Below are 25,370 nucleotides of genomic sequence, written 5' to 3' on the forward strand. Positions count from 1 at the left end.
ATAGGTGTCGATCTCGGCGAGTTCCTCGGCGCTGAAATCGGGCTTATCCAATGCCTTCACGCAATCCTCGACCTGCTCGGGGCGGCTCGCGCCGATGAGCGCCGAGGTGATGCGCCCGCCGCGCAGCACCCAGGCGAGCGCCATCTGGGCGAGCGTCTGGCCGCGACGCTCCGCGATCCGGCCGAGCGCGCGGATGTTCTCGAGGTTCTTCTCGTTGAGGAAGCCGGGATCGAGCGACTTCTCCTGCGAGGCACGGCTACCGGTCGGAATGCCGTTGAGGTATTTCGACGTCAGCATGCCCTGCGCGAGTGGCGAGAAGACGATCGACCCGATGCCGAGCTCTTCAAGCGTATCGACGAGGCCGTCCTCCTCGATCCAGCGGTTGATCATCGAATAGCTCGGCTGGTGGATGAGAACCGGCGTTCCAAGGTCCTTCAGGATCGCCACCGCCTCACGGGTGCGCTTCGAATTGTAGGAGGAAATCCCGACATAGAGCGCCCTGCCCGACCGGACGATGTGGTCGAGCGCCCCGCAGGTTTCCTCGAGCGGCGTGTCGGGGTCGAAGCGATGCGAATAGAAGATGTCGACATAGTCGAGACCGAGCCGTTTCAGGCTCTGGTCGCAGGAGGCGATCACGTATTTGCGGCTGCCCCACTCGCCGTAGGGGCCGGCCCACATGCCGTAGCCCGCCTTGGACGAGATGATGAGCTCGTCGCGATAGCCGGCGAAATCGGTCCGCAGGATCTCGCCGAAGGCCGCCTCCGCCGAACCGGGCGGCGGGCCGTAATTGTTGGCGAGGTCGAAGTGGGTGATGCCGAGATCGAAGGCCGTTCGGCAGATCGCCTGCTTCGTCGCGTGCGGCGTATCGTTGCCGAAATTGTGCCAGAGGCCGAGCGAAATCGCCGGCAGCTTCAGGCCGCTTCGTCCGCAGCGATTGTAGGTCATCCGCTCGTAGCGGTTCTCGGATGGTTGCCAGGTCATGAAAGTCTCCAGTTGCAGAGGCGGCATTCGCCTTTCGGGACCGCCCCTCATCCCCCTGCCGGGACCTTCTCCCCGCGAACGGGGAGAAGGAACAAATGGCAAGCCGTGTCGCAAGTTCCTTCTCCCTGCAAGCGGGGAGAAGGTGGCGGCAGCCGGATGAGAGGCAGCCAGACGCTTCCTCATACCGGCTTCACCGCCTCCCGTCACCTCAGCAGCGCCAGCGCCTCGTCGATGCCGAGCGCCTGCGGCTGCGTGCAGGTGGTCGAAAGCTCGACGAAGCGGCCCTCCGCGCCCGACTGCAGGATGGACGTCATCACATCGACGCCATGGAGCGCGCGGTCGAGCGAGCAGCGGGCGTCCCGGCCTTCGAGGATCGCGACCGCCATGTCGGCGAGGCCGGCCGTGCGGTAGTTGGCGCGCGGGCCGTTCGCATGCTCCTGGTTGTCGATGCCGAAGGGATGGTCCCAGCTTTCGAGCGGCTTGATCTCCTTGTTGCGGCCGCTCGCCTCGACGGTGCCGCCGAAGAAATTCGGGTCCGGTACGAAGAGCGAGCCGTCGGTGCCGTAGAGCTCCATGTTGCCGTGGCGATGCGACCAGACATCCCAGCTCGCCGACAGGGTGACCGTCGCGCCGTTCTCGAATTCGAGAAGCGCATGGATGTTGGTCGGCGTGCGGACCGGGATCACCTCGCCGGCGCGCGGCTGGCTGGTGATGGTCCGCATCTCCGACGCCATGGAGGTGAGTGCCGCCACCCGCTTCACCGGGCCGATGAGGTTGATCAGGTTGGCGATGTAGTACGGGCCGAGATCGAGCACCGGCCCGCCGCCCGGCAGGAAGAAGAAGTCCGGATTAGGGTGCCACATCTCCATGCCCGGGCTCATTACGTGGCAGGTGCCGGAGGTGATGCGACCGATCCCGCCCTCATCGATGTATTTGCGGGCAAGCTGGTGGGAACCGCCGAGGAAGGTGTCAGGTGCGCAGCCGACGCTGAGCTTCTTGTCCTTCGCGATCCGGCGCAGATCCTCGCCGGCTTCGAGGCTCAACACCAGCGGCTTTTCCGAATAGACGTGCTTGCCGGCCTCGAGAATGCGCTTCGAGACGACATAATGCGCGTCCGGAATGGTGAGGTTGACGATGATGTCGAGCTCGTCATTGGCGAGCAGTTCGTCGACCGTCTGTGCCTTCACGCCGTATTCCTCCGCCCGAAGCTCGGCGGCGTTCATGTTGAGATCGGTGCAGGCAAGCACCTTGAGCCCCCTGAAGAGCGGGGCGAGCGAAAAATAGGTCGTGGAAATATTGCCGCATCCGATGATGCCGACGCCGAGTTCACGTGTCATGGGTACGTTCCGACTGTTTCTGTGATGATCAGTAGCTGTTGAAGGAGGCGATCGACCGGGCAATCAGCCGGTCGAGATCGTTGGGATTATCGTGCTCGACGATGTAATGGCGGACCGGATGCGCCTTGAGCGCGCCGACGATCCCCTTCCAGTCGACCGTGCCGTGGCCGACATCGGCCCAGCCGTCCTCGTCGGCGTTCTGCCCGGCCGGTGCGATATCCTTGACGTGGACGGCGCTGATGCGCTTGCCGTAGCTCTCGATCCAGGCCAGCGGGTCGGCGCCGCCACGGATCACCCAGGCGATGTCGGCCTCCCAGGAGAGATCCGGGCCGCCCGCGAAAATCTGTTCCTGCGGCGTGGAGCCGTCGTCGAGGGTGACGAATTCGAAGTCGTGGTTGTGCCAACCGAAGACCAGCCCCGCATCGCGGACCGGCTTGCCGGCCTCCTGCAGCCGCTGGCCGAAGGCGAACCAGCCGCGCGCGTCCGCCGGGCGCTTGTCCGGCATCAGATAGGGGCAGTAGATCGCCTCGATGCCGAGCGTCTCGGCGATCTTCAGCACGCGCTTCGGGTCGTCCTCCAGCATGTCGAGCCCGAAATGGGCGGTCGGCATGGAAAGCCCGTTGCGGTCGAGATCGGCCCGCAGCGCCGCAACGCCGGCATCGTCGAGCGAGGCGTACATGGCGCCGTAGCCCTCGACCTCCTTGTAACCGGCGGCGGAGAGTTTCGGAAAAACCTCGGAAAAGGGCTGGAAATTGCGGGCGCTGTAAAGTTGGAAGCCGAGTTTCGTCATATGTAGTCTCCTCGTAGGGTTCGGGTGGTGCCCCGGGGTCTGGTCGGACAGGCCGCAGAAGGATCAGCTCGCGGCCTGGCAGGAATAGAGGTCGTAGAGGGTGAAGTCCGGCAGGTCGCCTGCCGCGAGCGGTTCCCTCGGCGTGAAGGTCACGACGCGGCTTTCGCCGGCCGCAAGGTCGAAGACGTTGTCGGAATAGCGGCCGGCGAGATCGCACTCGATCATCACGAAGAGGGCGAGGCCGCGCGCGGAGACGGTGATCTCGACCGTGCCGCCCTGCCCCGGTCTCGCCTGCAGCGTCAGCCCCGAGGGCTCGAGGTCGAGTGCCTTGTAGGTGCCGTGGACATAGTGGCCCTCGCCGCTCGTGCCGTTGGCGATGAAGCTCCACGCCAGGATGCAGCCCGCCGGAATGTCGTCCGCCGCAAGAATGAGCAGGGTTTCGGCCCTGTCGGGCGGGCACGTCCCGCTCGCCGTCCGCAAGGGAATCTTCTCCCCACCGGGCGTCACCGCGAAGAGGTTCATGTCGACCGCCGCCGGCTCCGGTGTGTCGTTGATCATCGAGAAGCGGATCTCGTCACCGTCCTCGGACGGTATCGCGGCGACCGTGACCGGCTGGAAGAAGCGGCGCGCCATGTAATGCATCGCCTTCCACCCGCCGCCGTAATCGAGGCTCGCCCAGGAGGCGACCGGCCAGGTGTCGTTGAGCTGCCAGTAGAGAGTCCCCATGCAATGGGGTTTCAAGGACCGCCAGTAGTCGACCGCCGTCCTGATCGCCAGTCCCTGCTGGATCTGCGAAAGATAGACGAAGTTGGCGAAATCCTTCGGGAAACGGAAATAGCGGAACATGGTGCCGGCGATCCGCTCGTTGCCACCGACATTCTTCTGGTGCAGCTCGATCACCGGCGAGGCGATATTCATGTCCTTCGCCGCTGCGAAGCCGCGGATGACCGGAAGCGAGGTATAGGACTGGAAACCGAATTCCGAGCAGAACCGCGGTTTGACAGTTCGGTAATTATCGAAACTCTTGTTCTCGTGCCAGACCGACCAGTAATGCATGTCGCCGGACCCGTCGGCATGCCAGGCATCACCGTAGTCGAGATAGCCCGACGCCGGGCTCGACGGCCACCAGATCGCCTCCGGCGCCGCCTTCTTCAGCCCCTGCTCGATCGTCCGGTTGAGTCGGTCATAGGCGACGAGATAGCGGTCGCGGTTGTCGCGCGACTCCGGGAACCAGGTGAGCGCGCCGACGAGTTCGTTGTCGCCGCACCAGACCACGATGGAGGCGTGGGAGGAAAGGCGTCTGACCTGGTAGTCCACCTCCTCGACGACGTTTGCCAGGAAATCCTCGGTGCAGGGATAGAGATTGCAGGAGAACATGAAGTCCTGCCAGACCATGAGGCCAAGCCGGTCGCAGAGATCGTAGAACCAGTCGTGCTCGTAGAACCCGCCGCCCCAGACGCGGATCATGTTCATGTTGGCCTCGACCGCCGAACGCAGCAGGTCTTGGGTCTTCTGCCGAGAGGTCCGGGAGAAGAGCGCATCCGCCGGAATCCAGTTCGCGCCGCGGCAGAAGATTTCCCGCCCGTTGATACGGAAGGCGAAGCGGCTACCAGCATCGTCTGCGTCGGTCACAAGTTCGACGGTCCTCAGACCGATCTGCCTTGTCACCACCTCGCCGGGGATCTCGACGGTCAGCTGGTAGAGCGCCTGTTCGCCGCTGCCCGCCGGCCACCAGAGCCGCGGCGCCTCGATATGAAAGATGTGCGGGATCGTCGTTTCGCCGGCGTCGATGCCGCAATCGAGCAGCACCCGCTCGCCGTCGAGATCGAAATGCACCGGCACGACGGCCGGTTCGGCGGCGTAGAGCGTGAGCGTGAGGTGCAGATCGACGCTGCCGTCCTCGTTGTGCACCTGGCGGGTGACGAGATGTTCGATCCGCGCCGGATCGAGCGCTTTCAGCGCGACCGTCCCGTAAAGGCCGAGCGGCGCGAGCGCGATGTTCCAGTCCCAGCCGAAATGGCACTGCGGCTTGCGCAGCATGTTGCCGTTGGGGATCGGTGAGTTGGTGGTGGAATAGGGAACATAGAAGGGCTGACGGGCCTGCCGCTCGGCGCCGGCCGCAATCGACGAATGCAGGAGGATGCGGATGCGGTTCTCTCCCGGCTCCAGCGCCTCGGAGACGTCCGGCCGGTAGCGCCGGAAGCAGTTGTCCGAGGAAAGCACGGGGATGTCGTTGACGAAGACGACGGCAACCGTGTCGAGATAGTCGAGGTCGAGATAGAAGCGGCCGTCCGCATGGTCGAGGAAGAAGGTCCTCTCCAGCACCCAATCGCATTCGGCGACCCACTGCACGCGCTCCTCGTTGCGCCCGACATAGGGGTCCGGAATGAGACCCGCGGCCTGCAAGGCCGAGTGCACGTCGCCCGGCAACAGGATTGCGCAACTGTGCTCGCCGTCGGCGGTGGACAGGCGCCATTCGCCGGAGAGGTCGATCGTGGTCGAGGATGCGGGTGATGTCATGATCTTGGTCCGTCTGTCGGAGGCACGAGCACCCCCCTCTGGCCTGCCGGCCATCTCCCCCTCAAGGGGGGAGATCGACGTGCGTCGGCCGCCGCATCTCGTGAGCAGGACGAAACATGCGCTGCGCCGCTCCACGCGAGGTTTCCCGAAGTCCAGGGCGAAACCCCATCGACGCCTCGGCTCGCGCCAGCATCAGAGGCAGATCGGTGCGCCGGAAACCCGGCGATCTCCCCCTTTGAGGGGGAGATGCCCGGCAGGGCAGAGGGGGGTACGTTCACCCGGACGCCGGCGTTCAAATCCGTTCCTCCGTCGTGGCATCGAAGAGCGAGGCGACCGACATGTCGAAACCGAGGCGCACCTTCGTGCCGGGACGGTAACGACGGGTGCCGCCGGTGCGAACGCCGAGCACATGGCCAGCATACTTCAGCCACAGCAGGTTGTCGGCGCCCATCGGCTCCTCGATATCGACCACCGCCTCGTGGATTTCGTCCGTGCCGACGATATCCTCGTCGACGAGGACATGCTCGGGACGCACGCCGAGGACCACCTTGCGGCCAGGCTCCAACGTCCCGCTGGCATCGTAACCGTCGAGCGAGAAGTCGACGCCGTCCGTGTGGAAGACCGGGCGCCCGCCGCGTTCGGCGATTTCGCCGCGGATCAAGTTCATCGACGGGGAGCCGATGAAGCCGGCGACGAAGAGGTTGCGCGGGCGGTTGTAGATCGTCATCGGGTCGTCGAGCTGCTGGATGACGCCGCTCTTCATGATGGCGATCCGGTCGGCGAGCGTCAGCGCCTCGATCTGGTCGTGGGTGACGTAGATCATCGTGTTCCTGAGCGACTGATGCAGCCGCTTGATCTCGACGCGCAGTTCCGAGCGCAGCTTGGCATCGAGATTGGAAAGCGGCTCGTCGAACAGGAAGACGTCGACATCGCGCACCAGCGCACGGCCGATCGCCACGCGCTGGCGCTGGCCGCCGGAAAGTTCGGCCGGCTTGCGCTTCAGGAGCGGCCCGATCTGCAAGATTTCGGCGGCCCGCGCCACGCGCTTTTCGATCTCCGGCTTCGGCACCTTGGCGACCTGCAGGCCGAAGGAGAGGTTCTTTTCGACCGACATCTGCGGATAAAGCGCATAGGACTGGAACACCATGCCGATGCCGCGGTCCTTCGGCTCCTCCCAGGTGACGTTGCGGTTCTTGATGAATATCTGTCCGTCGGTCGGCTCGAGCAGACCGGCGATGCAGTTCAGGAGCGTCGACTTTCCACAGCCGGACGAACCGAGCAGGACGAGGAACTCGCCGTCACGGATATCGAGATCGAGGTTTTGCAGCACCTTCACGGCGCCGAAGCTCAAAGACAGATCCTTGATGGAGACAGAATGCGACATCTTGCTTAACCCTTGACTGCGCCGGCGGCGATGCCCCGGACGAAGAGGCGTCCGGAGACGAAGTAGACGATGAGCGGAACTGCGCCAGTCAGCAGCGTTGCGGCCATGTTGACGTTGTATTCCTTCACGCCCTGGACGGAGTTGACGATGTTGTTGAGCTGGACGGTCATCGGGTAGTATTCGGGCCGCGTGAACACGACGCCGAACAGGAAGTCGTTCCAGATGCCGGTGACCTGCAGGATCATCGCGACCACGAAGATCGGCAGCGACATCGGCAGCATGATCCGGAAATAGATCTGCCAGAATCCTGCCCCGTCGATGCGGGCCGCCTTGAAGAGTTCTTCCGGCAGCGAGGTGAAATAGTTGCGGAAGAGCAGCGTCAGGATCGGCATGCCGAAGATGGTGTGCACGATGACGAGACCGGTCAGCGTGCCGTAGATGCCCATCTCGCGCAGCACGATGACGATCGGATAGATCATCACCTGATAGGGGATGAAGGCGCCGATGATGAGGATGGTGAAGAAGAGGTCGGCACCCTTGAAGCGCCAGTTGGCGAGCGCATAGCCGTTGACCGAGGCGATCAGGATCGACACCAGCGTCGAGGGGATCGTGATCCTCACCGAATTCCAGAAGCCGCGCGAAAGGCCGTCGCAGTTGAGCCCCGTGCAGGCGGTCGCCCAGGCTTTCACCCATGGCTCGAAGGTGATTTCGACCGGCAGTGAAAAGATGTTGCCGAGGCGGATCTCCGGCATGCCCTTGAGCGAGGTCATCACCATCACGTAGAGCGGCAGCAGGTAGTAGGCGGCGGCGACGAGGAGCGTGCCGTAGATCATGATGTTGCGCGACGAGAGGGCTCGTCGGGGCCGCGCACCGCGCGGCTCGGAACCGAGCCGGCCGGAAGAGGCGTCGAGGGCGGCCGCGGTCGTGTTGAGGGAGCCGGGATTAGCCACGCCTTTTTCCTCCGAATTCGAGATAGGCCCAGGGGATGATCACGATCGCGACGGTGATCAGCATCATTGTTGATGCGGCAAAGCCCTGCCCGAGGTTCTGCGCCTGGAACATGTAGTCGTAGACGTATTTCGCAGGCACTTCCGAGGCGATACCGGGGCCGCCGCTGGTCTGTGCGACGACGAGGTCGTAGACGCGCACGATGCCGCTCGCGATGATGACGAGGGTGGTGATGAAGACCGGCCGCATCATCGGGATAACGATGAGGAGATAGGTCTTCCAGATCGGAATGCCGTCGACGCGGGAGGCCTTCCAGATGTCCTCGTCGATGCCGCGCAAGCCGGCAAGCAACAGGCACATCACGAGCCCCGTCCCCTGCCAGAGACCGGCGATCAGGACGCCGTAGATGACGATCTCGGAATTGTAGAGCGGGTCGAAGGTGAAGCTCGTCCAGCCAAGCGACCGCACGACGGACTGGACGCCGAATTCCGGGTTGAGCACCCATTGCCAGACGAGGCCGGTGACGATGAACGAAAGCGCGAAAGGATAGAGAAAGATCGTGCGGAACGTGTTTTCGAAGCGGATCTTCTGGTCCATCAGCGCCGCGAGAACGAAACCGATCACCAGACTGAAAACGAGCGTGAAGAAGCCGTAGATCGCGAGGTTCTCGATCGAGATCAGCCAGCGCGGCGCCGCCCACAGGCGTTCATACTGCTCGATGCCGACGAATTTCAGCCGCGGCAAGAGCTTCGAATTGGTGAACGAATAGACCACGGTCCAGATCGTGCCGCCGAGGAAGATGACGACGGCGACGAGGATCATCGGAATGGAGGCAATCTTCGCATTGAGATTGCGCAAGAGCTTGCTGGGTCGACCGGCATACGTCTGGCCCGTCATTGACATGTCCTCCTCATTCACGACCGAAGGCAACCGGGCGTCATTCGGACCGGCGATGCCCGCCGTCACCGCGACCCATGGAAGCCCTCACCTCTCCTTCCCGCCGGAAGGAGACATGCCGGCCGACGGAGAAAGCCGCCGGCCGGAGCGCGAAACCGCCGATCACTCCGCCGAAGCGATGATGTCGACGAAACGCTTCTGCGCGTCCTCGGGCGTCATCGACGGATTGGCGAAGAATTCGGAGAACAGGTCCTCGATCTGCTTCTGGCTGTCGGCGGACATGAGCTGGTTGGTGCTCTCCACCACGTTGCCCTTGGCGAGAATGTCGAGACCCTTCTTCATGCAGTCATTGGCCGCATTGAGGTCGACGTCGCCGCGGATCGGCAGCGAGCCCTTCTTGAGATTGAACGCGACCTGCGTCGCCGGGTTTACGAGAACGGAAGCAAGTTCCTCCTGCGCCTTGGATTTCGCCTCGTCCTTCAAGAGCGGGAAGTAGAAGGAGTCGCCGTCGGTGGAGATGATCTCGTTGACGCCGAGGCCCGGCAGGCAGGTATAGTCCTTGCCGGCGGCCTGACCGGCCACCTGGAATTCACCCTGCGCCCAGTCACCCATGATCTGGCCGCCGGCCTTGCCGGCGATCACCAGATTGGTGGCCTGGTTCCAGTCCTGGACGTTGGAACCCTTCGACATCCGACGTGCGTCGTCGGCCGCCTTGAAGATCTTGGCGACCTCCGGACCCGCCGCAAACTCGGCGTCCTTGTCCTTGTAGACCTTGTAGAAGTTGTCCTTGCCGGCAAGCGCGACCATGATGACGTTGAACGCGCCCGAGGTCTGCCAGGGTTGGCCGCCGACGGCGAGCGGAATGATGCCCGCCTTCTCGAGCGCTGGGGCGGCGGCAACGAACTCGTCCCAGTTCTTCGGAACGGCAACGCCCGCCTTCTCGAAGGCCGCGTTGGAGAGCCACAGCCACTGCCACGAGTGGATATTGACCGGCGCACAATAGATGTGTCCGTCGATCGTGCAGCTGTCGAGCAGGCTCGCCGGGCGGATAACTTCACGCCACTTCTCACGCTCGGCCACCGCATCGAGATCGCGCATCATCCCCGCCTGAACGAGCTCCTCCGCCTGACGGCCGTGGTTGAACTGCGTGGCCCCCATCGGATCGCCACCGGTGATGCGGCTGACCATGATCGGTCGCGCGGTACCCCCGGAGCCGGCAATGGCGCCGTCGACCCATTTGTTGCCGGTCGCATCGAAGGCCTTGGCGAGCTCGGCGACTGCCGCCGCCTCGCCTCCCGACGTCCACCAGTGCGTTACTTCAAGATCGGTCGCCTGGGCTGCCCCGAACGGCAGAACCACGCTGGCTGCGAGCAAAACGGCAATACGACGAAAATTCATGAGTGTCCTCCCTCACTGAAACGTTGCCGTAAAAAAGCTATGCGAAACGTTTGAACCGTGCAACCGGGAAGTATCAACAATCTCATCGAAGCGATATTTTCAACCATTACGCGATTTCTGCCGGTCAAGTGGCGAGTCGTCCGTCACCTCATCGCTGCACCGCAACGATCGGCATTTTCGTCATTTTTGCCGAGAGCTTAGCGGATCTGCAGCGGATACCCGGAGATCCGGCGTCCAGCCCTGCCCTCGCACGTGCAAAATGACCGCCGTCGACCGCAAGACGACACCACTGGTTGTTCCCGTCAAAATTTTACCTCGCGAACACTCGACAAATTCACTGCAACGTTTCAGATTGCCTACCTTACGCTTATCCTGAACGACCGGTCCGGATCGATTGCGACGCCTGCGACGGTGTCTATAATGCGGATCATCGTAAGCGGCGGGGAACATATGAAGAAGGGTAAGGCGAGCGAAGTCCGCAGACCGGCTGGCACGACAGCCGAGCGGCCGACACTCAAGACCATCGCCTATATGACGGGGTTGGGCATCACCACGATTTCCAGGGCATTGAAGGATGCTCCGGACATCGGCGCGGACACGAAGGAGCGCGTGCGCATGGTCGCGCGGCAGCTCGGCTATCAGCCGAATCGCGCCGGCGTGCGCCTTCGCACCGGCAAGACCAACGTCATCGCGCTGGTGCTCAGCATCGACGAGGAGATCATGGGCTTTTCGAGCCAGATGGTCTTCGGCATCTCCGAGGTGCTGACAGGAACGCCCTACCACATCGTGGTGACGCCGCATTCCCACAGCAAGGACCCGATGCTGCCGGTGCGCTACATTCTCGACACCGGGTCGGCGGACGGCGTCATCATCTCGCGGATCGAGCCGGACGATCCGCGCGTGCGGCTGCTCTCCGAGCAGAACATGCCGTTCGCCACCCATGGGCGAACCGATGCCGGGCTCGTTCACCCCTATCACGACTTCGACAACGAGGCCTTCGCCCATCAGGCGGTCGAGCGGCTCGTGCGCCGCGGGCGCACGCGCATCGCGCTGCTCCAGCCGCCGAGCAAGCTCTCCTACTACACTCACACCCGGGCGGGCTTCGCAAAGGGGCTCCGCGAGCACGGCGCGAAGGAGGTTCCGCTCGGCCTCAACATCGACGCGCCACTGCAGGACATCCGCGATGCGATCGAGGCGCTGATGCGCTCCGACGACGCGCCGGACGGCATCGTCTCATCCTCCGGCAGTGCCACCATCGCCGTCAATGCCGGCATCGAGGCCGCGGGAAAGCGGGTCGGCCGTGACATCGACCTCGTCTCCAAGGAATCGACACCGATCCTCAAATGGATCCGCCCGGAGATCATCACTGCCTTCGAAGACGTGCAGCACGCCGGCCGCGAACTCGCGAAAGCGGTCATCGCCCGCATCGACGGCATCGCGCCGGAGCATCTCCAGAGCATGAGTGAGCCCGTCTGGTCCGACTGACCGCGACGGGCTCCTCTTGTCTTCAGATTTTCGCTGCGGTCTGATCGTTCACGCGCCGCTGCCCCAGGGACCGTGCGGCCTGTCGAGCCCGTCGGTACGCTCGAAACCATGTGCTCCGAAGAAATCACGCTGCGCTTGGATGAGGTTGGCGGTTCCGCGCGCCTGCCGATAGGAATCGAAATAGGAGAGCGCCGAGGCGAGTGCCGGAACCGGAAGTCCCGCCGTAACGGCGGCTGCGACGACCCGGCGCAATGACGGCAGGCTCTCCTGCACCATGGCGGAGAAGGCGGGCGTGACGATCAGGTTCGCCGCCTCCGGATTGGCGGTGAAGGCGCGGGTGATCTCGTCGAGAAACTGCGAGCGAATGATGCAGCCGGCCCGCCATATCCGCGCGATGGTCGGCATTGGCAGCGACCAGTCGTACTCGCGGCTGGCGGAGGAAAGCACGGCAAAGCCTTGCGCATAGGCGGCGATCTTGGCGGCGAAGAGCGCCAGTTCGAGCTCGGTTTCGAGGGCGACGCCGGCCGGCAGTTCGAAGCGCGAACGCCCGCCGGGGAAGATGGTCTCCGCGGCAACACGCTCGTCCTTCATCGACGAAAGGCTACGGGCGGCGACCGCCGCCTCGATCGCTGTCGCCGGCACGCCCATCTGCTGCGCCTCGATGACCGACCATTTGCCGGTCCCCTTCTGGCCGGCCCGGTCGAGGATCATGTCGACGATCGCGGCACCCGTCACCGTGTCCTTCGCCTGCAGCACCTTCTCGGTGATCTCGATCAGGTAGGAATTGAGCCGGCCGCGGTTCCAGGCGCCGAAGGCCCCGGAGATCTCGGAAGCCTGCTTTCCTAGGCCGTCGCGCAGGATACCGTAGATCTCCGCGATCATCTGCATGTCGGCATATTCGATGCCGTTGTGGATCGTCTTGACGAAGTGACCCGCGCCGTTCGGCCCGAGCCAGGCGCAGCACGGATCGCCTTCGTATTTCGCGGCGATTGAGGTCAGGACGTTCTCGACGCGAGCGTAGGAGTCCGGCGTACCGCCGACCATGATCGACGGACCGTGGCGCGCGCCCTCCTCGCCGCCCGAAACGCCCATACCGATGAAGGTGAAGCCGGTGTCCTTCAGACGGTCGAAACGGGCCATCGTGTCGCGGAAATTGGCGTTCCCGGCGTCGATCATGATGTCGCCACTTGCGAGATACGGCATCAGCGCATCGATCTGCGCATCGACGGCATCGCCCGCCTTGATCATGATGACAATCGGGCGCGGAGGACGGATGGCGGCGACGAACGCCTCGATCGTGCGGCAACCGACGATGTTGCCGCCGAGGTCGCCCGCCTCCTCAAGGAACTCGTCGGTGCGCGCGGCCGTGCGGTTGAAGACCGCGATCCGGTTGCCTTTTTCCGCGATGTTGAGGGCGAGGTTTGACCCCATCACCCCGAGACCGATCAAGCCGATTTCAGCCGTCTGCATGCGCGAGCCTCCTTCGTTTCAGGTGGAGGCATATGTGGCACTCATCGGAACGGGCGGCAAGCGCCGATCTGCCGGGCAGCGTCAGGCAAACACCTGCGAGGAACCGGGCGGCTCCTCCGATCGTTCAGCGCGCCGGCCGGTCGTCGCCGTCGTCGAGGACGCGCCAGGAGGCGCCTTCGAGGTCCTCGTACTGGCCGCTCTTCAGCGACCAGAGGAAGGCGAAAAGTCCGAGACCGCCGAGAAAGAGCGCAATCGGGATGAGGAAGATCAGCATGTTCATGACGCGAACGACGCCTCCGGACCGGCATAGGACGGCTTTTCATCCGTCGCGGGCTGATCGGCCATTTCGAGCCGGTTGAGCCGCAACGAGTTGAGGACGACGATGATCGACGAGGTCGACATGGCGATTGCCGCGATCAGCGGCGTCGCATAGCCGAGGATCGCGATCGGAACCGCCAGCGCATTATAGCCGATCGCGAGCGCGAAATTCTCGCGGATCAGCCGGCCGGCGCGGCGGGATGCCTGGATGGCGAACGGAACGGCATCGAGACTGTCGCGCATGAAGACGAAATCGGCAGCCTGGCGGCCGACATCGGCGGCGGTCGCCGGCGCGATCGACACGTGGGCGGCGGCGAGCGCCGGCGCATCGTTGATGCCGTCGCCGACCATCAGCAGCTTCTGCCCCTTGTCGGAGGCAGCGGCGCAAAGCTCGGCCTTCTCGCGCGGAGACAGACCCGAGCGCCAGTTCTCGATGCCGAGACGACGCGCCAGCGGCGCGACGACACCTTCGCGGTCTCCCGAGAGTATGCCCACGGCATAGCCCCGGGACTTCAGCCGTGCGACCGCCTTTTCCGCACCCGGCCGCACAGCATCCTCGAAGCGGAAGCTCTCGAGTTCGCGGCCGTCGAGCGACAGCACGACCTCGGAGGTCGCGTCATTCTCGCCCACGGAGGCGCCGGCCGTCTCGCAGGCGAACGCGCGACTGCCGAGACGATAGGTGCCGTCCGACGTGACCGCCTCGATGCCGGCGCCCGGAATTTCACGGACAACGTCGAGGTCGGTCGACGGGCTGCCGCCCGCCGCATGGAGTGCGCGCGACAGCGGATGGCGAGAGTGCGCCGCGAGGCCTGCGGCAAGCGCGAGATGCTGCGGATCGACCTCCGCGCGGTTGATGAAGCGCGGACGCCCGAGCGTCAGCGTGCCGGTCTTGTCGAAGGCGATCGTGTCGATTTCGGCGAGCCGCTCCATGGCGGACCCGTCCTTGACCATGATCCCGTTTCGGAAGAGACGGCCGGCAGCGACGACCTGCACCACCGGAACGGCAAGTCCGAGCGCGCAGGGGCAGGTGATGATCAGCACGGAGATCGCAATCAGCATCGCCTGCTTCCAGTCGCCGCCGAAGATGCCCCAGCCGAAGAAGGTGGTCAGCGCCAGAAGATGCACCGCCGGCGCATAGATCTGCGCCGCGCGGTCGGCGATGCGCCGGTATCGCGCCCTGCCCCCTTCGGCCGCTTCCATGAGGCCGATGATCTCGGCAAGGAAGGAATCACGCGCCGTGGCAGTCGCACGGATGACCAGCGATCCGGTAAGGCTCAGCGTTCCGGCCTGTACGTCGTCGCCGGCGCTGACCGCAAGCGGTGCGCTCTCGCCGTTGACGATCGAGACGTCCATGTCGCTCGAACCGGCGACGATCTCGCCGTCGACGGGCACCCGGTCGCCAGCCGCGATCGCGATCCGGTCGCCGACGCGGATTTCCTCGACGGGGCGATAGTCGCGCGCGCCGTTCTCGCCGAGCACCATGGCACCGCGGGGGCTGAGCCGCGCAAGCCCGGTGATCGCGGAGCGCGCACGGTCGCGCATGACGTGGTCGAGCGTGCGGCCGATCAGGAGGAAGAAGAGCAACGACACGGTCGCGTCGAACCAGGCATGTTCGCCATGATGAATGGTCTCCCACAAGGAGACGACGTAGGAGAGCGTGATTGCGAGCGCGATCGGCACGTCCATGTTGGTACGACCGTGCTTCAGCGCGTTCCAGGCGGACTGATAGAAGAACCGCCCGGCGAAGATCAGCGCCGGTGCGGCGATCATCGCCGAAATCCAGTGGAAGAGATCGCGCGTCGCGGCATCGGCACCCGACCAGATCGAAACCGACAACAGCATGATGTTGCCCGCCGCGAAGCCCGAAAGCGCCACGGCCCGGACCAGCTTGTTGCGCAACTCGTCGGACGCTTCCGCGGCCGTCGTGAAGAGATGGGTTTCGTAGCCGGTCGCGGCAATCGCCCGCGGCAATATCGAAGGATCGGTCGGACGACCGCCCTGCTCTTCCCGCCAGACGATCGACACCCGCTTGGACGTCAGGTTGACGCGGGCCCGCTCCACCTCGGGAAGTTTCCGCAGGGCTGCCTCGATTGTCGTGATGCACGCGCCGCAATGAACGGTGGGCACCGCAAGGTCGATCTGCTTCAGGCCGTCACCGAGGTCGCGGCTGGCGAGCCGCAGTTCCTCGGCCGTCGGCAGCGCATGGCCGGCTCGTTCGATGTCGAGTGCGCCTTCGGTTCCGGCCGCACAGCAGCTCATTTCTTGCCTCCCTCGCCGGGATGCTCGTGCCGCTCCTCGAGCAGGATCATCCTGCCGTCGGCGAGCGCGATGCGCGGCGCCTCGTGCATGATCGGCTTGCCGTCCTTGACCGCGATCAGTTCGACGATCCACTCGCCCGGCAGAACCTCGTGGCTTACGCCGTAGAGGCCGCCGCCGAGCGCCGAAAGCTCGGCGACAAAGTCCTGATGCTCGCCGACGGGTCGCTTGAAATGCGCGGTCACCGTGTCCGCCGCGACGGCCTCATCCCCCGGAAGGGTCAGCCGATAGCGGATCGCGTCACCGGAAACGTCCAGTTCACCCTTGATGCCGGAAGCCAGCATCTCGCGGATCGCCGATGCCTTGGCGTTGAACTGCTGGCTCGCGACATAGGTGTTCTGAACCACCAGGCCGCTCCACGTCGAGGAAGCGTAATAGGCCATCACGAGATTGACCGAGATGATCGTTCCGAAGAACAGGACCAAGACGCCGAGCATATGCTTGCCGGTGAAGACGAACCCGGCCTTTTCCTCACGCACACTCATTTGTGTTTCTCTCCAGGAGCGTTGAACACCGCCTTGTAGCTGTCGGCTTCCTTGCTATCCACGTCCTTGACGTTGAACCGGAAGCTCTCGACGTTGGACTCGATCTGGTCCGCCGGCACGGTGACGAACACCTTCAGGGTCGTCGCCTCGTCGGGTTCGACGTTGACCGTGAAGGAACGGACATCCACTTCCGACAGGCCGTTCACCCGCATGGTCGCGCCGGCCAAGCCGTCCAGCGTGACTTCCACGTTGCGCGGCTGCGGCACCATGTTCAAGAGGCGAACGGTGTAACCGTTGCGGATCGATCCGTCGGATTCCAGCACGTATTGCGGATTGCGGTCGTGCAGGACGTTGATCTCCAGCCGGTCGCGGCCGAGCAGCGCAACGAGAAGGCCGATGCCGACGGCCGTCCAGACACCCATGTAGAGGAGCGTCCGCGGACGGAAGATGACGCGCCAGTTGAAATGGCGGATCTTGTCGCTGAAGCTGCCGTCGGCATTGCGCACACGGTTCGGCTGGATCTCTGTGGTGCCGTTGTCGGTCGCAAGCGCCATGTTGGACTGATATTCCTCGAGCGTCGCGTAGGCGATCAGTCCACGCGGCTTGCCGATCTTGTCCATGACCGCGTCGCAAGCGTCGATGCAGAGCGCGCAGGTGATGCATTCCAGCTGCTGCCCATCCCGGATATCGATACCCATGGGACAGACGGCGACGCAGGCATTGCAGTCGACGCAGTCGCCGGCAACCTTGCCCTCGGCCGCCGCCTTCTTGGTACCACGGATGCGCGGCTCGCCACGCCAGTCGTTGTAGGTCACGACCAGGGAACTCTCGTCGAGCATCGCCGCCTGAATGCGCGGCCAGGGACACATGTAGACGCAAACCTGCTCGCGCATCAGGCCGCCGAAGAGATAGGTGGTCGCGGTAAGCACGGCGACGGTCATGTAGGCGACCGGAGCCGCCTGCCCCTCGATGAAATCCATCGCGAGCATCGGCGCATCCGCAAAGTAGAAGATCCAGGCGCCGCCGGTCGCAACGGCAATGGCCAGCCAGATCGCGTGCTTGGTCACACGCTTCCAGATCTTGTCGAAGGTCCAGGGCGCCGTCTCAAGCTTCATGCGCGAGTTGCGGTCACCTTCGATCGCCCGCTCGACGACCAGGAAAAGGTCCACCCAGACCGTCTGCGGACAGGTATAGCCGCACCAGGCGCGGCCGACGGCCGAGGTTATGAGGAAAAGGCCGAAGCCCGCCATGACCAGAAGGCCCGCGACGAAGAAGAACTCCTGCGGCCAGATCTCGATGAAGAAGAAGTAGAAGCGGCGATGGGCGAGGTCGATAAGCACGGCCTGGTCGGGCGCGAACTCACCCCGATCCCATCTGAGCCACGGCGTCAGGTAGTAGATGCCGAGCGTCACGAGCATGACCAGCCACTTGAACTGCCGGAATCGCCCCTCCGCACGCTTCGGAAATATCTTCTTCCGAGCTTTGTAGAGGGGTTCCCGCCGCTTGGCGGACATCACCGGCTCCGCCTCGAGCCGCTCGACCTCGTCGGAGCTTGCCGGATTGTTCTTGTCGATGTGAAGATTCATGACTGGGGACCTCGTATTCTGGCCACCCTTTTCCCACTTCGCCAGGATAGCCGCCTTGACTTATATCAAGGGGCGGCGAAGCGCCGCAACGAAGGGTGAACACAGCCGCCAGCGGCATAAGGTCACGCGCCGGGATCGCAGCCGACCCGGAGGGCCGTGCGGGCCTGACCGGCCGCGTGGGACACCCTTCAAAAAAGAGACCACGCGACAGGCGTGGTCTGAAAAGGGGACCTGATTGCATTCACGTGGTCCGGCGGCCGTTTCCGGCCGCCGGCAGGCACTGCTTACTCGCCGCCGCCCAGCGAATGGACGTAGACGGCAAGTTCCTTGACGGTGGTGTCGCCGAGGCGAGCACCCCAGGCCGGCATTACACCGTGCTTCGGCTGGGCGACCTGCTGGGCGATGCCCTGCTCGCCCTGCACGCGCAGCCAGATCGCGTCGGTCAGGTTCGGAGCACCGAACTCGCGCATGCCCTTGGCGTCGGGACCGTGGCAGGCGACGCAGTTGTCCGCAAAGACCTGCTTGCCGGGTTCGACGAGCGCCGGGTCCGACGGCGTGTTGCTCAGGCTCCAGACATAGGCGGCAACCTGCTGGATCTGTTCCGGCTGCAGGATGTCGGCGAAGGCCGGCATCTGCGACACGCGGGTATCGGCATCGGCATCATAGCGGATACCGTGGGTGAGCGTCGTCTGGATCGTCTGAAGATCGCCACCCCACAGCCAGTCGTTGTCGTTGAGGTTCGGATAGCCAGGCGAACCTGCGGCACCCGAGCCATGGCAGGGCGCGCAGTTGACCTTGAAGGCCGCCGCACCGCCGGACATGGCGAACTGCGCCAGTTCCTTGTCGGCGACGATCTGGTCGAGCGGCAAGGCGGCGATCTTGTCGAGATAGACCGCCTGTGCCGCCTTCGCCGCCGTCATTTCCTCAGTCAGCGCCGCACGGTTGGTGTAGTTCAGCATGCCCTTGGTGTTGCCCGTCAGGAGCGGCCACGCCGGATAGGCGATGGTATAGCCGATCGCCCAGACGATGGTCGCGTAGAAGAACCAGACCCACCAGCGCGGCAACGGGTTGTTGAGCTCACGAATGCCGTCCCACTCATGGCCAGTGGTTTCGACGCCACTGATTTCGTCAATATGTTTCTCAGACATCTCTTAGTCCTCCTTGAGAGGGATGCGCGCGATCTCGTCGGCCAGTTTCTTGCCGCCGGGCCGGTAGGTGAAGAGGATCACGCCAACGAAGAACAGGGTCATGCCAAGCAGGCCCCAGCTGTCGGCGAAGTGGCGCATGGCCGTGTAGGTTTCCATGTGCCCCTCCTCAACGATATCCGGTCGCGTCGTCGTAGGTGGTGTAGTCCACCAGCGTGCCGAGCATCTGGAGATAGGCAACGAGTGCATCCATCTCCGTCAGCTTCGCCGGATCGCCGTCGAAGTCACCCACCTTGGCCTTGGGATAGCGCGCCAGCAGTCCCGAGGTGTCTGCGTTCGGATCGGCCTGGGCGGCGAGATCCGCATCAGCATTCGCGATCATGTCGTCCGTATACGGGACGCCGACGATCCTGTTGGTCTCGAGGTTCCCGGTGACGTTCGCGACCTTGAGTGGCGTCGTCTTCAGGAACGAGTAGCTCGGCATCACCGACTCCGGGACGACGTCCCGGGGCTCGGTCAGGTGCTGAACGTGCCATTCGTTCGAATAGCGGTCGCCGACGCGCGCTAGGTCCGGCCCGGTGCGCTTCGATCCCCACTGGAACGGATGGTCGTACATCGACTCCGCGGCCAGCGAGTAGTGACCGTAGCGTTCCACTTCGTCGCGGAACGGACGGATCATCTGGCTGTGGCAGACGTAGCAGCCTTCGCGGATGTAGATGTTCCGGCCGGCGAGTTCCAGCGGCGAGTACGGCCGCATTCCCTCTACCTTTTCGATGGTGTTTTCCAGGTAGAAGAGCGGAACGATTTCGACGATACCCCCGACGGTCACGACCAGCAGCGATGCGACGAGGAGAAGGCTCGCGTTCTTCTCGAGGACTTGGTGTTTATCAAGAATAGACATGAGAGCCTTCCTTCTTATTCAGCCGGCTGGACGGCGGCGGGGACGACCGAACCGGGGATCGGTGCTTCCTGCCGTTCGTAGCCGCGGATGGTCATCAGGACGTTGTAGGCCATGATGAGACCACCGGTGAGGTACATCGCACCGCCGACGGCACGCAGGACGTAGTACGGGAACATGGCGGCGACCGACTCGGCGAACGAGTAGACCAGGAAGCCCTGTGCATCGTATTCGCGCCACATCAGGCCCTGCTGGATACCGGCGACCCACATGACGGCGGCGTAGAGAACGATGCCGAGGGTGGCGAGCCAGAAGTGCCAGTTGACGAGCCGCAGCGAGTAGAGGCGGTTGCGGTTCCAGAGCTTCGGCGTCAGGTAGTAGACCATGCCGAAGGAGATCATGCCGACCCAGCCGAGAGCACCCGAGTGCACGTGACCGATGGTCCAGTCCGTGTAGTGGCTGAGCGAGTTGACCGCCTTGATCGACATCATCGGGCCTTCGAAGGTCGACATGCCGTAGAAGGCGATGGCGATGACCATCATGCGGATGATCGGGTCGGTACGGATCTTGTCCCATGCGCCCGAGAGCGTCATCAGGCCGTTGATCATGCCGCCCCACGAGGGCATCCACAGCATGATCGAGAACACCATGCCGAGCGTCTGCGCCCAGTCGGGCAGAGCGGTGTAGTGCAGGTGGTGCGGACCGGCCCAGATGTAGAGGAAGATCAGGGCCCAGAAATGGATGATCGAAAGACGGTAAGAATAGACCGGGCGACCGGCCTGCTTCGGAACGAAGTAGTACATCATGCCGAGGAAGCCGGCAGTCAGGAAGAAGCCGACGGCGTTATGGCCGTACCACCACTGGGTCAGCGCGTCCTGCACACCCGAGAAGGCCGAGTAGCTCTTCACGCCGAGGAAGGAGACCGGAACCGAGAGGTTGTTGACGATGTGCAGCATCGCGATCGTGACGATGAACGACAGGTAGAACCAGTTCGCCACGTAGATGTGCGATTCCTTGCGGGTCAGGATCGTGCCGAGGAAAGCCAGCAGATAGGCAACCCAGACGACGGTGAGCCAGAGGTCGACATACCATTCCGGTTCGGCGTATTCGCGACCTTCGGTGATGCCGAGCAGGTAACCCGTCGCGGCCATCACGATGAAGAGCTGATAGCCCCAGAATACGAACCAGCCGAGCGAGCCGCCGAAGAGACGCTGGCGCGAGGTGCGCTGAACCACGTAGAAGGAGCTTGCGATCAGAGCATTGCCGCCGAAGGCGAAGATGACCGCCGACGTGTGCAGGGGACGCATGCGGCCGAAATTGAACCAGGGTTCAATGTTCAGGTCGGGAAATGCGAGTTGCAAGGCGACCACGACGCCGACGAGGAAGCCGACGACTCCCCAGAAGACGGTCGCGATGACGCCGTATTTCACGACCTCATCGAAATATTCGGATTTGACCTGTGCGGCGGACTTTGCGTTCGCGGGTGCGAACTTCATCTGCCGCAGCATGACGACCGTACCGCCGAGCAGCACGATGAAGGCGACCGTCATGTGGACAGCGAAAAGGCTGTCCTGGGCGAAGGCCACCCCGAGCAACGCGGCGAAGGCGAGGATCGCCATCACCGTAGTTTCTATTGTGTAATTCATTGTTGGAACCCCCAACGGCTTGCTGATCAACCGCAGAAAGACCCCTGATAGGGCGGAGAATCCTCCTGCGCTGTGTGCAGAATTGACATCGAGCGCATCAAGGCACCTTGATTTAAATCAATGCAAGAAAACGGTGCTTAAGTGAAAAGTGAATATTGTCGCAGCCAGCCTGAAATGGTGCCACAGGGAGCCTCGGGACGGCGGGAAAGGCCACTTCGACCTCGTAGACGCGGTGGACGACGGGCATGTTCGCGACCCGATGGCGCGGTCGAGGTACCGGAGATGACGGTAATGAAAGCAAAAACCACCGGAACGGGCTGCGATGCCACAGCAGGCACGCCCGTTCTGTCCGCAGCACTCAACGACAATCAGCGGACGATCGCGTGGCTGCGCCGTGCCCATGGCGAGCAGCTGGCCCTCTGCAACGAACTCGAGGAGATCGCCGATTCGCTGCCGTCCAGCGTCAACCGGGAGAAGTGCCTCTACGCCGCCAAGATGCTCGGCCCCCTCGTCCAGAGCATCCATGAGTACGAGGAGGCGGTGCTGTTTCCCTGGATCGAGTCGCAGCGCGGCCCGCAGCTTCACGAAACAATCGAACGGCTAAAGTTCGAACACTGCGAGGACGAATGCTTCGCGGAGGAACTGACGGACGCGCTTCTGAAGCTCGGCACCGGCGATGCGGTCAACATGGAAGCCGTCGGCTACATGTTACGCGGCTTCTTCGAGGGCATGCGCCGGCATATCGCCTTCGAGCGCGACTGCCTGCTGACGCAGTTGCCGCCGGATGCGACACCCAACGGGCATCACTGACTCCGCAGGCGACCGGACGCCAGGCGTCTCTACCGACTACGCGGCGATCTTGCTGCAGGACTCCTGCTTCGGCCGAATCAGCACCACCGCGCCGACGATCCGGCCATCGTTCCCCTCGAACGGCGTCATCGTGCAGCACGCCACCCCTTCGCGGCCCCACGGCCGGTAGGAGAAAGTGAACGTCAACGTCTCGCCGGCAAAGCAGCGGTCGAGCCGCGTGCGCGTAAAATCTTCGAAGTGACTGCCGGGCATGAACTCCGCGACGTGACGGCCGACGATCTCGATCTGTCTGCGCTTCAGGGTCAAGGCATGTGCAGGATTGGCATAGAGATAGCGATAGTCGGTGGTTACGACTGCAACCTGCTCCGACAGCGTATTGAGGATCGATTCGTTGAAGAGATTGTCGTCACCCGCGATCGCAGCCACTCTCACCTGCTCGCTCTTCCCGGTCGCCGGCCGTTCCTCCCCGTCTCCGAAATACCGGTCGAGAAGCGTCGACAGGACGGAGGAATGGCGCGTGACGCAGGATCGGTCGTCCGCGTTGTCGCGAATGAGATCGCTGATGAAGCGCAACTGTTGATATATCTCGTCGCTGTTCGAGGCGTGATACTCCACCACCGCCACGATCAGCGGATCGAGTTCCCTGTCGAGCAACCGGACGAGACGGTCGTCGCCGAAACGAACCGCCTGCCGAAGCTGCTCGCTCTTCAATGCAACCACCTCGAACAGTGCACGCAGGTTATCTTTCCGTGTCGCTTTTGGCATCAAGGAGCACTCCCGGCTAGCCCAGCATCGGCGGCTTCAGCCGCGCCGGGGTGTCGCGTTCGGAACAGAGATCCCGCGACGCATGACAAGTCGGGTAACACGAATAGCCGACCGACTCAACAACTTGACTTTAGGGGTAAATGTGGCTCTGCACAGGTAAGTGCAGCCGGTCTGGGGCGAACCGGTCGGGACACGCGATGATTGTCACCCGAGATCGAGGCTTCGCTTGATGTCCCAGCGATCGTGATACCAGAGCCATTGCTCGGGATAGTCCCGCACCCACGATTCGACCTTGTCGTTGAGGAGCTGGGCCGTCGCCGTGACGTCGAGCTGGCCGGCCTCGGTGCGCGGCAGCGCGATCTTCGGTTCGATTTCGAGTCGGAAGCGGTTGCCGGGGAGCCGGATGCACCGCGCCGGGTACACGTCACAGTCGAACTGCCGTGCGAGCTTGGCGAGCAGCGGATTGGTCTTCACCGGCCGGCCGAAGAAGGTCGTGGTGACGCCCTTCTTGAATTTCTGGTCGACCAGCACGCCGACACCGCCACCCGCTTCGAGCTGGCGGGCGAGCGCGAAGGACGAGCCGGCATGCGAGGGAACCAGCTTGCCCATTCGCTTCTTGCGGAAGTCGAAGACCTTTTCGGCAATGTACGGGTTGTTCGGCGGGCGAAAGAGCACGCTCACGTAAAGGCCGAAGGCAGCGCCGGCGACCGGCAGCAGCTCGAAGTTCGCGGTATGCGCGGTGAAGACGATGAAGGGGCGCGGATGGTCGCGCAGCTCCAGGAAAAGCGGAATGCCGCTCACCTCGATCCTCCCCTCTCCCAGTCTTTCAGGATCGAAATCGAAGAGCTGGTCGAGGAAGACGTACTCGGCGGCGAGCCGGCCCATATGGCCCCAACTCGCGACCGCGATCCGCTCGAGGTCGGCCTCGGACTTTTCCGGGAACGCATTGCGCAGATTGGTAAGCATCAGCCCGTGACGCCGCGTCTTCGGTCCGATCCTGCGCATCAGCCAGTCGGCGAAGTTCATCGCCGGATCGGCCGGGAAAATCTTGAGAACCGTCAGGAAGCCGAAGGCGAGCTGCGCCACCAGCCACTGCTGGAAGCGGCGCAATGCAAGCACGATCCGGGTGACGAAGAGCTTCAAGGCGTCAGTCCATCCTGAGGATGATCTTGCCGAACACCTGCCGGGTCTCCATGCGACTCAGCGCCATGTCGATGTCCTCGAGGCGTACTTCGGTGTCGATGACGGGATGAACGATGCCGCGTGCCATCTTCTGCATCGCGTTCGCCATGTTTTCCATCCGGCAACCAAAGGAGCCGAGCAGCTTCAGTTGCTGCTGGAACAGCATCATCAGGTTCATGTCAGTCGAGACACCGGAGGTCGAGCCGCAGGTCACGAGCCTTCCGCCGCGCTTGAGGCACAGCATGGAGCCGGCCCAGGTGTCTTTGCCGACATGTTCGAAGACGACGTCGACGCCCTTCTTCTTGGTGATCTTGCGGACGACGCCTTCGAAGCGGTCGGTACGGTAGTTGATGACGTGGTCGGCGCCGAGCGCCTTCGCCGGCTCGATCTTGTCATCCGAACCGACCGTGGTGATGACGGTGCAGCCCATCTTCTTGGCGAGCTGGATCGCCGCCGTGCCGATGCCCGAGCCGCCGGCATGGACGAGGATCGTTTCGCCGGGTTCGAGCTTGGCGTTGTCGAACAGCATGTGCTCGACGGTCCCGAAGGTCACCGGAGCAAGCGCCGCGCCGACAGCATCGACACCGGGCGGGGCCGGAACGAGCAAACGCGCCGGCAGGTTGATCTTTTCCTGGGCGAAGCCGTCGAGGTGGAAGCCGTGTACGCCGCCCACATGTTCGCAGAGATTGTCGCGACCCTCGCGGCAGGGCTTGCAGAGGCCGCAGGTGCGCGCGCCGTAGACGGCAGCGAGCTGCCCGGGCAGGATGTTGCCGACGCCGGGCCCGATCGCCTCGACGACGCCCGAAGCCTCCGCACCGATGGTCAGCGGCATCTTGCGCTTGGCAAAGGCCATGCCGCGCCAGCCCCAGACGTCGATGTGGTTGAGCGCGACGGCCTTGACCCGGAGCGTCACCTCGCCCGGCCCCGGCGCTTCCGGTTCCGGCAGATCGACAATTTCGAGCTTGCGGTCATCGACCAGCTGCAATGCGCGCATGAATCCCGTCCTTCG

The 25,370-nt window shown here is 63.6% G+C and carries 22 protein-coding genes; 2 read left to right on the plus strand and 20 right to left on the minus strand.

The genetic code is table 11. The features are described from left to right. The 8 genes from mgrA to NHF53_RS09795 form a co-directional block, all read right to left on the minus strand. Positions 1 to 981 (minus strand): L-glyceraldehyde 3-phosphate reductase (mgrA, locus tag NHF53_RS09760; protein WP_252834016.1); only part of this gene is annotated, 981 nt, incomplete at its 3' end. A 203-nt stretch (positions 982 to 1,184) separates the two neighbouring features. Then, positions 1,185 to 2,318, minus strand: coding sequence for a Gfo/Idh/MocA family protein (locus NHF53_RS09765; RefSeq protein ID WP_252834017.1), 1,134 nt, complete (start codon positions 2,316 to 2,318; stop codon positions 1,185 to 1,187). 28 nt (positions 2,319 to 2,346) lie between these two features. Continuing rightward, positions 2,347 to 3,108, minus strand: a complete 762-nt coding sequence (locus tag NHF53_RS09770) for a sugar phosphate isomerase/epimerase (protein WP_252834018.1) — start codon at positions 3,106 to 3,108, stop codon at positions 2,347 to 2,349. A gap of 63 nt (positions 3,109 to 3,171) precedes the next feature. Then, a complete protein-coding gene (locus NHF53_RS09775) occupies positions 3,172 to 5,628 on the minus strand; it encodes a glycoside hydrolase family 2 protein (protein ID WP_252834019.1) in 2,457 nt (818 codons plus the stop codon). A 292-nt stretch (positions 5,629 to 5,920) separates the two neighbouring features. After that, a complete protein-coding gene (locus NHF53_RS09780) occupies positions 5,921 to 7,012 on the minus strand; it encodes an ABC transporter ATP-binding protein (RefSeq protein WP_252834020.1) in 1,092 nt (363 codons plus the stop codon). Between the two features lie 5 nt (positions 7,013 to 7,017). Beyond that, positions 7,018 to 7,962, minus strand: a complete 945-nt coding sequence (locus NHF53_RS09785) for a carbohydrate ABC transporter permease (RefSeq protein WP_252834021.1) — start codon at positions 7,960 to 7,962, stop codon at positions 7,018 to 7,020. Continuing rightward, positions 7,955 to 8,857, minus strand: a complete 903-nt coding sequence (locus NHF53_RS09790; protein ID WP_252834022.1) for a carbohydrate ABC transporter permease — start codon at positions 8,855 to 8,857, stop codon at positions 7,955 to 7,957. Before NHF53_RS09790 ends, NHF53_RS09785 begins: the two co-directional genes overlap by 8 nt. Before the next feature lie 162 nt (positions 8,858 to 9,019). Continuing rightward, positions 9,020 to 10,255: an ABC transporter substrate-binding protein gene (locus NHF53_RS09795; RefSeq protein WP_252834023.1), complete on the minus strand. Its 1,236-nt coding sequence runs from the start codon at positions 10,253 to 10,255 to the stop codon at positions 9,020 to 9,022. Between the two features lie 450 nt (positions 10,256 to 10,705). Here NHF53_RS09795 and NHF53_RS09800 point away from each other — a divergent pair, with 450 nt between their 5' ends. Continuing rightward, entirely contained in the window at positions 10,706 to 11,740 is a 1,035-nt protein-coding gene (locus NHF53_RS09800; protein ID WP_252834024.1) for a LacI family transcriptional regulator, read from the plus strand. A 48-nt stretch (positions 11,741 to 11,788) separates the two neighbouring features. Here the strand turns inward: NHF53_RS09800 and gndA are convergent, their stop codons facing one another. The 9 genes from gndA to ccoN all read right to left on the minus strand — a co-directional run bounded on the left by gndA (position 11,789) and on the right by ccoN (position 21,604). Beyond that, positions 11,789 to 13,210, minus strand: coding sequence for an NADP-dependent phosphogluconate dehydrogenase (gndA, locus tag NHF53_RS09805; RefSeq protein WP_252834025.1), 1,422 nt, complete (start codon positions 13,208 to 13,210; stop codon positions 11,789 to 11,791). A gap of 124 nt (positions 13,211 to 13,334) precedes the next feature. Beyond that, complete coding sequence (gene ccoS, locus NHF53_RS09810; RefSeq protein WP_112684834.1) at positions 13,335 to 13,490, minus strand: cbb3-type cytochrome oxidase assembly protein CcoS; 156 nt, start codon at positions 13,488 to 13,490, stop codon at positions 13,335 to 13,337. Beyond that, a complete protein-coding gene (locus NHF53_RS09815) occupies positions 13,487 to 15,787 on the minus strand; it encodes a cation-translocating P-type ATPase (protein WP_252834026.1) in 2,301 nt (766 codons plus the stop codon). Before NHF53_RS09815 ends, ccoS begins: the two co-directional genes overlap by 4 nt. After that, positions 15,784 to 16,329, minus strand: coding sequence for a FixH family protein (locus NHF53_RS09820; protein WP_252834027.1), 546 nt, complete (start codon positions 16,327 to 16,329; stop codon positions 15,784 to 15,786). The genes NHF53_RS09815 and NHF53_RS09820 overlap by 4 nt, the downstream gene beginning before the upstream one ends. Next, positions 16,326 to 17,915 carry a cytochrome c oxidase accessory protein CcoG gene (gene ccoG, locus NHF53_RS09825; protein ID WP_252834028.1) on the minus strand — a complete coding sequence of 530 codons (1,590 nt, stop codon included), beginning with the start codon at positions 17,913 to 17,915 and terminating at the stop codon, positions 16,326 to 16,328. Before ccoG ends, NHF53_RS09820 begins: the two co-directional genes overlap by 4 nt. A 284-nt stretch (positions 17,916 to 18,199) precedes the next feature. Next, on the minus strand, positions 18,200 to 19,063 hold the full coding sequence (ccoP, locus tag NHF53_RS09830; RefSeq protein WP_252834029.1) for a cytochrome-c oxidase, cbb3-type subunit III: 864 nt from the start codon (positions 19,061 to 19,063) through the stop codon (positions 18,200 to 18,202). A gap of 3 nt (positions 19,064 to 19,066) precedes the next feature. Beyond that, a complete protein-coding gene (locus tag NHF53_RS09835; protein ID WP_112684844.1) occupies positions 19,067 to 19,219 on the minus strand; it encodes a cbb3-type cytochrome c oxidase subunit 3 in 153 nt (50 codons plus the stop codon). Between the two features lie 10 nt (positions 19,220 to 19,229). Continuing rightward, a complete protein-coding gene (gene ccoO, locus NHF53_RS09840) occupies positions 19,230 to 19,961 on the minus strand; it encodes a cytochrome-c oxidase, cbb3-type subunit II (protein WP_252834030.1) in 732 nt (243 codons plus the stop codon). A 14-nt stretch (positions 19,962 to 19,975) separates the two neighbouring features. Further along, positions 19,976 to 21,604 (minus strand): cytochrome-c oxidase, cbb3-type subunit I, encoded by a 1,629-nt coding sequence (gene ccoN, locus NHF53_RS09845; RefSeq protein WP_114361692.1) that lies wholly within the window; start codon positions 21,602 to 21,604, stop codon positions 19,976 to 19,978. A gap of 291 nt (positions 21,605 to 21,895) precedes the next feature. Between ccoN and NHF53_RS09850 the strand changes: the two genes are divergently transcribed. Continuing rightward, positions 21,896 to 22,414 carry a hemerythrin domain-containing protein gene (locus tag NHF53_RS09850; RefSeq protein WP_114361691.1) on the plus strand — a complete coding sequence of 173 codons (519 nt, stop codon included), beginning with the start codon at positions 21,896 to 21,898 and terminating at the stop codon, positions 22,412 to 22,414. Between the two features lie 36 nt (positions 22,415 to 22,450). On the opposite strand, the gene NHF53_RS09855 is transcribed toward NHF53_RS09850, so the two are convergent. The 3 genes from NHF53_RS09855 to NHF53_RS09865 form a co-directional block, all read right to left on the minus strand. After that, positions 22,451 to 23,179 (minus strand): PAS domain-containing protein, encoded by a 729-nt coding sequence (locus tag NHF53_RS09855; RefSeq protein ID WP_252834031.1) that lies wholly within the window; start codon positions 23,177 to 23,179, stop codon positions 22,451 to 22,453. Positions 23,180 to 23,383: 204 nt separating this feature from the next. Next, entirely contained in the window at positions 23,384 to 24,322 is a 939-nt protein-coding gene (locus NHF53_RS09860; protein WP_252834032.1) for a lipid A biosynthesis lauroyl acyltransferase, read from the minus strand. Positions 24,323 to 24,326: 4 nt separating this feature from the next. Next, entirely contained in the window at positions 24,327 to 25,355 is a 1,029-nt protein-coding gene (locus tag NHF53_RS09865) for a zinc-binding dehydrogenase (RefSeq protein WP_114361688.1), read from the minus strand. Between the last annotated feature and the right edge of the window lie 15 nt (positions 25,356 to 25,370).

This window comes from Ciceribacter sp. RN22 (assembly GCF_024054295.1).
In the GTDB taxonomy this organism is placed as follows: domain Bacteria; phylum Pseudomonadota; class Alphaproteobacteria; order Rhizobiales; family Rhizobiaceae; genus Allorhizobium; species Allorhizobium lividum.

What these genes read in the sequence shown, in the direction of transcription:
- NHF53_RS09765 (WP_252834017.1), bottom strand. Translation starts at nt 2,318, where the DNA reads ATGACACGTGAACTCGGCGTCGGCATCATCGGATGCGGCAATATTTCC.
- NHF53_RS09770 (WP_252834018.1), bottom strand. Translation starts at nt 3,108, where the DNA reads ATGACGAAACTCGGCTTCCAACTTTACAGCGCCCGCAATTTCCAGCCC.
- NHF53_RS09775 (WP_252834019.1), bottom strand. Translation starts at nt 5,628, where the DNA reads ATGACATCACCCGCATCCTCGACCACGATCGACCTCTCCGGCGAATGG.
- NHF53_RS09780 (WP_252834020.1), bottom strand. Translation starts at nt 7,012, where the DNA reads ATGTCGCATTCTGTCTCCATCAAGGATCTGTCTTTGAGCTTCGGCGCC.
- NHF53_RS09790 (WP_252834022.1), bottom strand. Translation starts at nt 8,857, where the DNA reads ATGACGGGCCAGACGTATGCCGGTCGACCCAGCAAGCTCTTGCGCAAT.
- NHF53_RS09795 (WP_252834023.1), bottom strand. Translation starts at nt 10,255, where the DNA reads ATGAATTTTCGTCGTATTGCCGTTTTGCTCGCAGCCAGCGTGGTTCTG.
- NHF53_RS09800 (WP_252834024.1), top strand. Translation starts at nt 10,706, where the DNA reads ATGAAGAAGGGTAAGGCGAGCGAAGTCCGCAGACCGGCTGGCACGACA.
- gndA (WP_252834025.1), bottom strand. Translation starts at nt 13,210, where the DNA reads ATGCAGACGGCTGAAATCGGCTTGATCGGTCTCGGGGTGATGGGGTCA.
- ccoS (WP_112684834.1), bottom strand. Translation starts at nt 13,490, where the DNA reads ATGAACATGCTGATCTTCCTCATCCCGATTGCGCTCTTTCTCGGCGGT.
- NHF53_RS09815 (WP_252834026.1), bottom strand. Translation starts at nt 15,787, where the DNA reads ATGAGCTGCTGTGCGGCCGGAACCGAAGGCGCACTCGACATCGAACGA.
- NHF53_RS09820 (WP_252834027.1), bottom strand. Translation starts at nt 16,329, where the DNA reads ATGAGTGTGCGTGAGGAAAAGGCCGGGTTCGTCTTCACCGGCAAGCAT.
- ccoG (WP_252834028.1), bottom strand. Translation starts at nt 17,915, where the DNA reads ATGAATCTTCACATCGACAAGAACAATCCGGCAAGCTCCGACGAGGTC.
- ccoP (WP_252834029.1), bottom strand. Translation starts at nt 19,063, where the DNA reads ATGTCTGAGAAACATATTGACGAAATCAGTGGCGTCGAAACCACTGGC.
- NHF53_RS09835 (WP_112684844.1), bottom strand. Translation starts at nt 19,219, where the DNA reads ATGGAAACCTACACGGCCATGCGCCACTTCGCCGACAGCTGGGGCCTG.
- ccoO (WP_252834030.1), bottom strand. Translation starts at nt 19,961, where the DNA reads ATGTCTATTCTTGATAAACACCAAGTCCTCGAGAAGAACGCGAGCCTT.
- ccoN (WP_114361692.1), bottom strand. Translation starts at nt 21,604, where the DNA reads ATGAATTACACAATAGAAACTACGGTGATGGCGATCCTCGCCTTCGCC.
- NHF53_RS09850 (WP_114361691.1), top strand. Translation starts at nt 21,896, where the DNA reads ATGAAAGCAAAAACCACCGGAACGGGCTGCGATGCCACAGCAGGCACG.
- NHF53_RS09855 (WP_252834031.1), bottom strand. Translation starts at nt 23,179, where the DNA reads ATGCCAAAAGCGACACGGAAAGATAACCTGCGTGCACTGTTCGAGGTG.
- NHF53_RS09865 (WP_114361688.1), bottom strand. Translation starts at nt 25,355, where the DNA reads ATGCGCGCATTGCAGCTGGTCGATGACCGCAAGCTCGAAATTGTCGAT.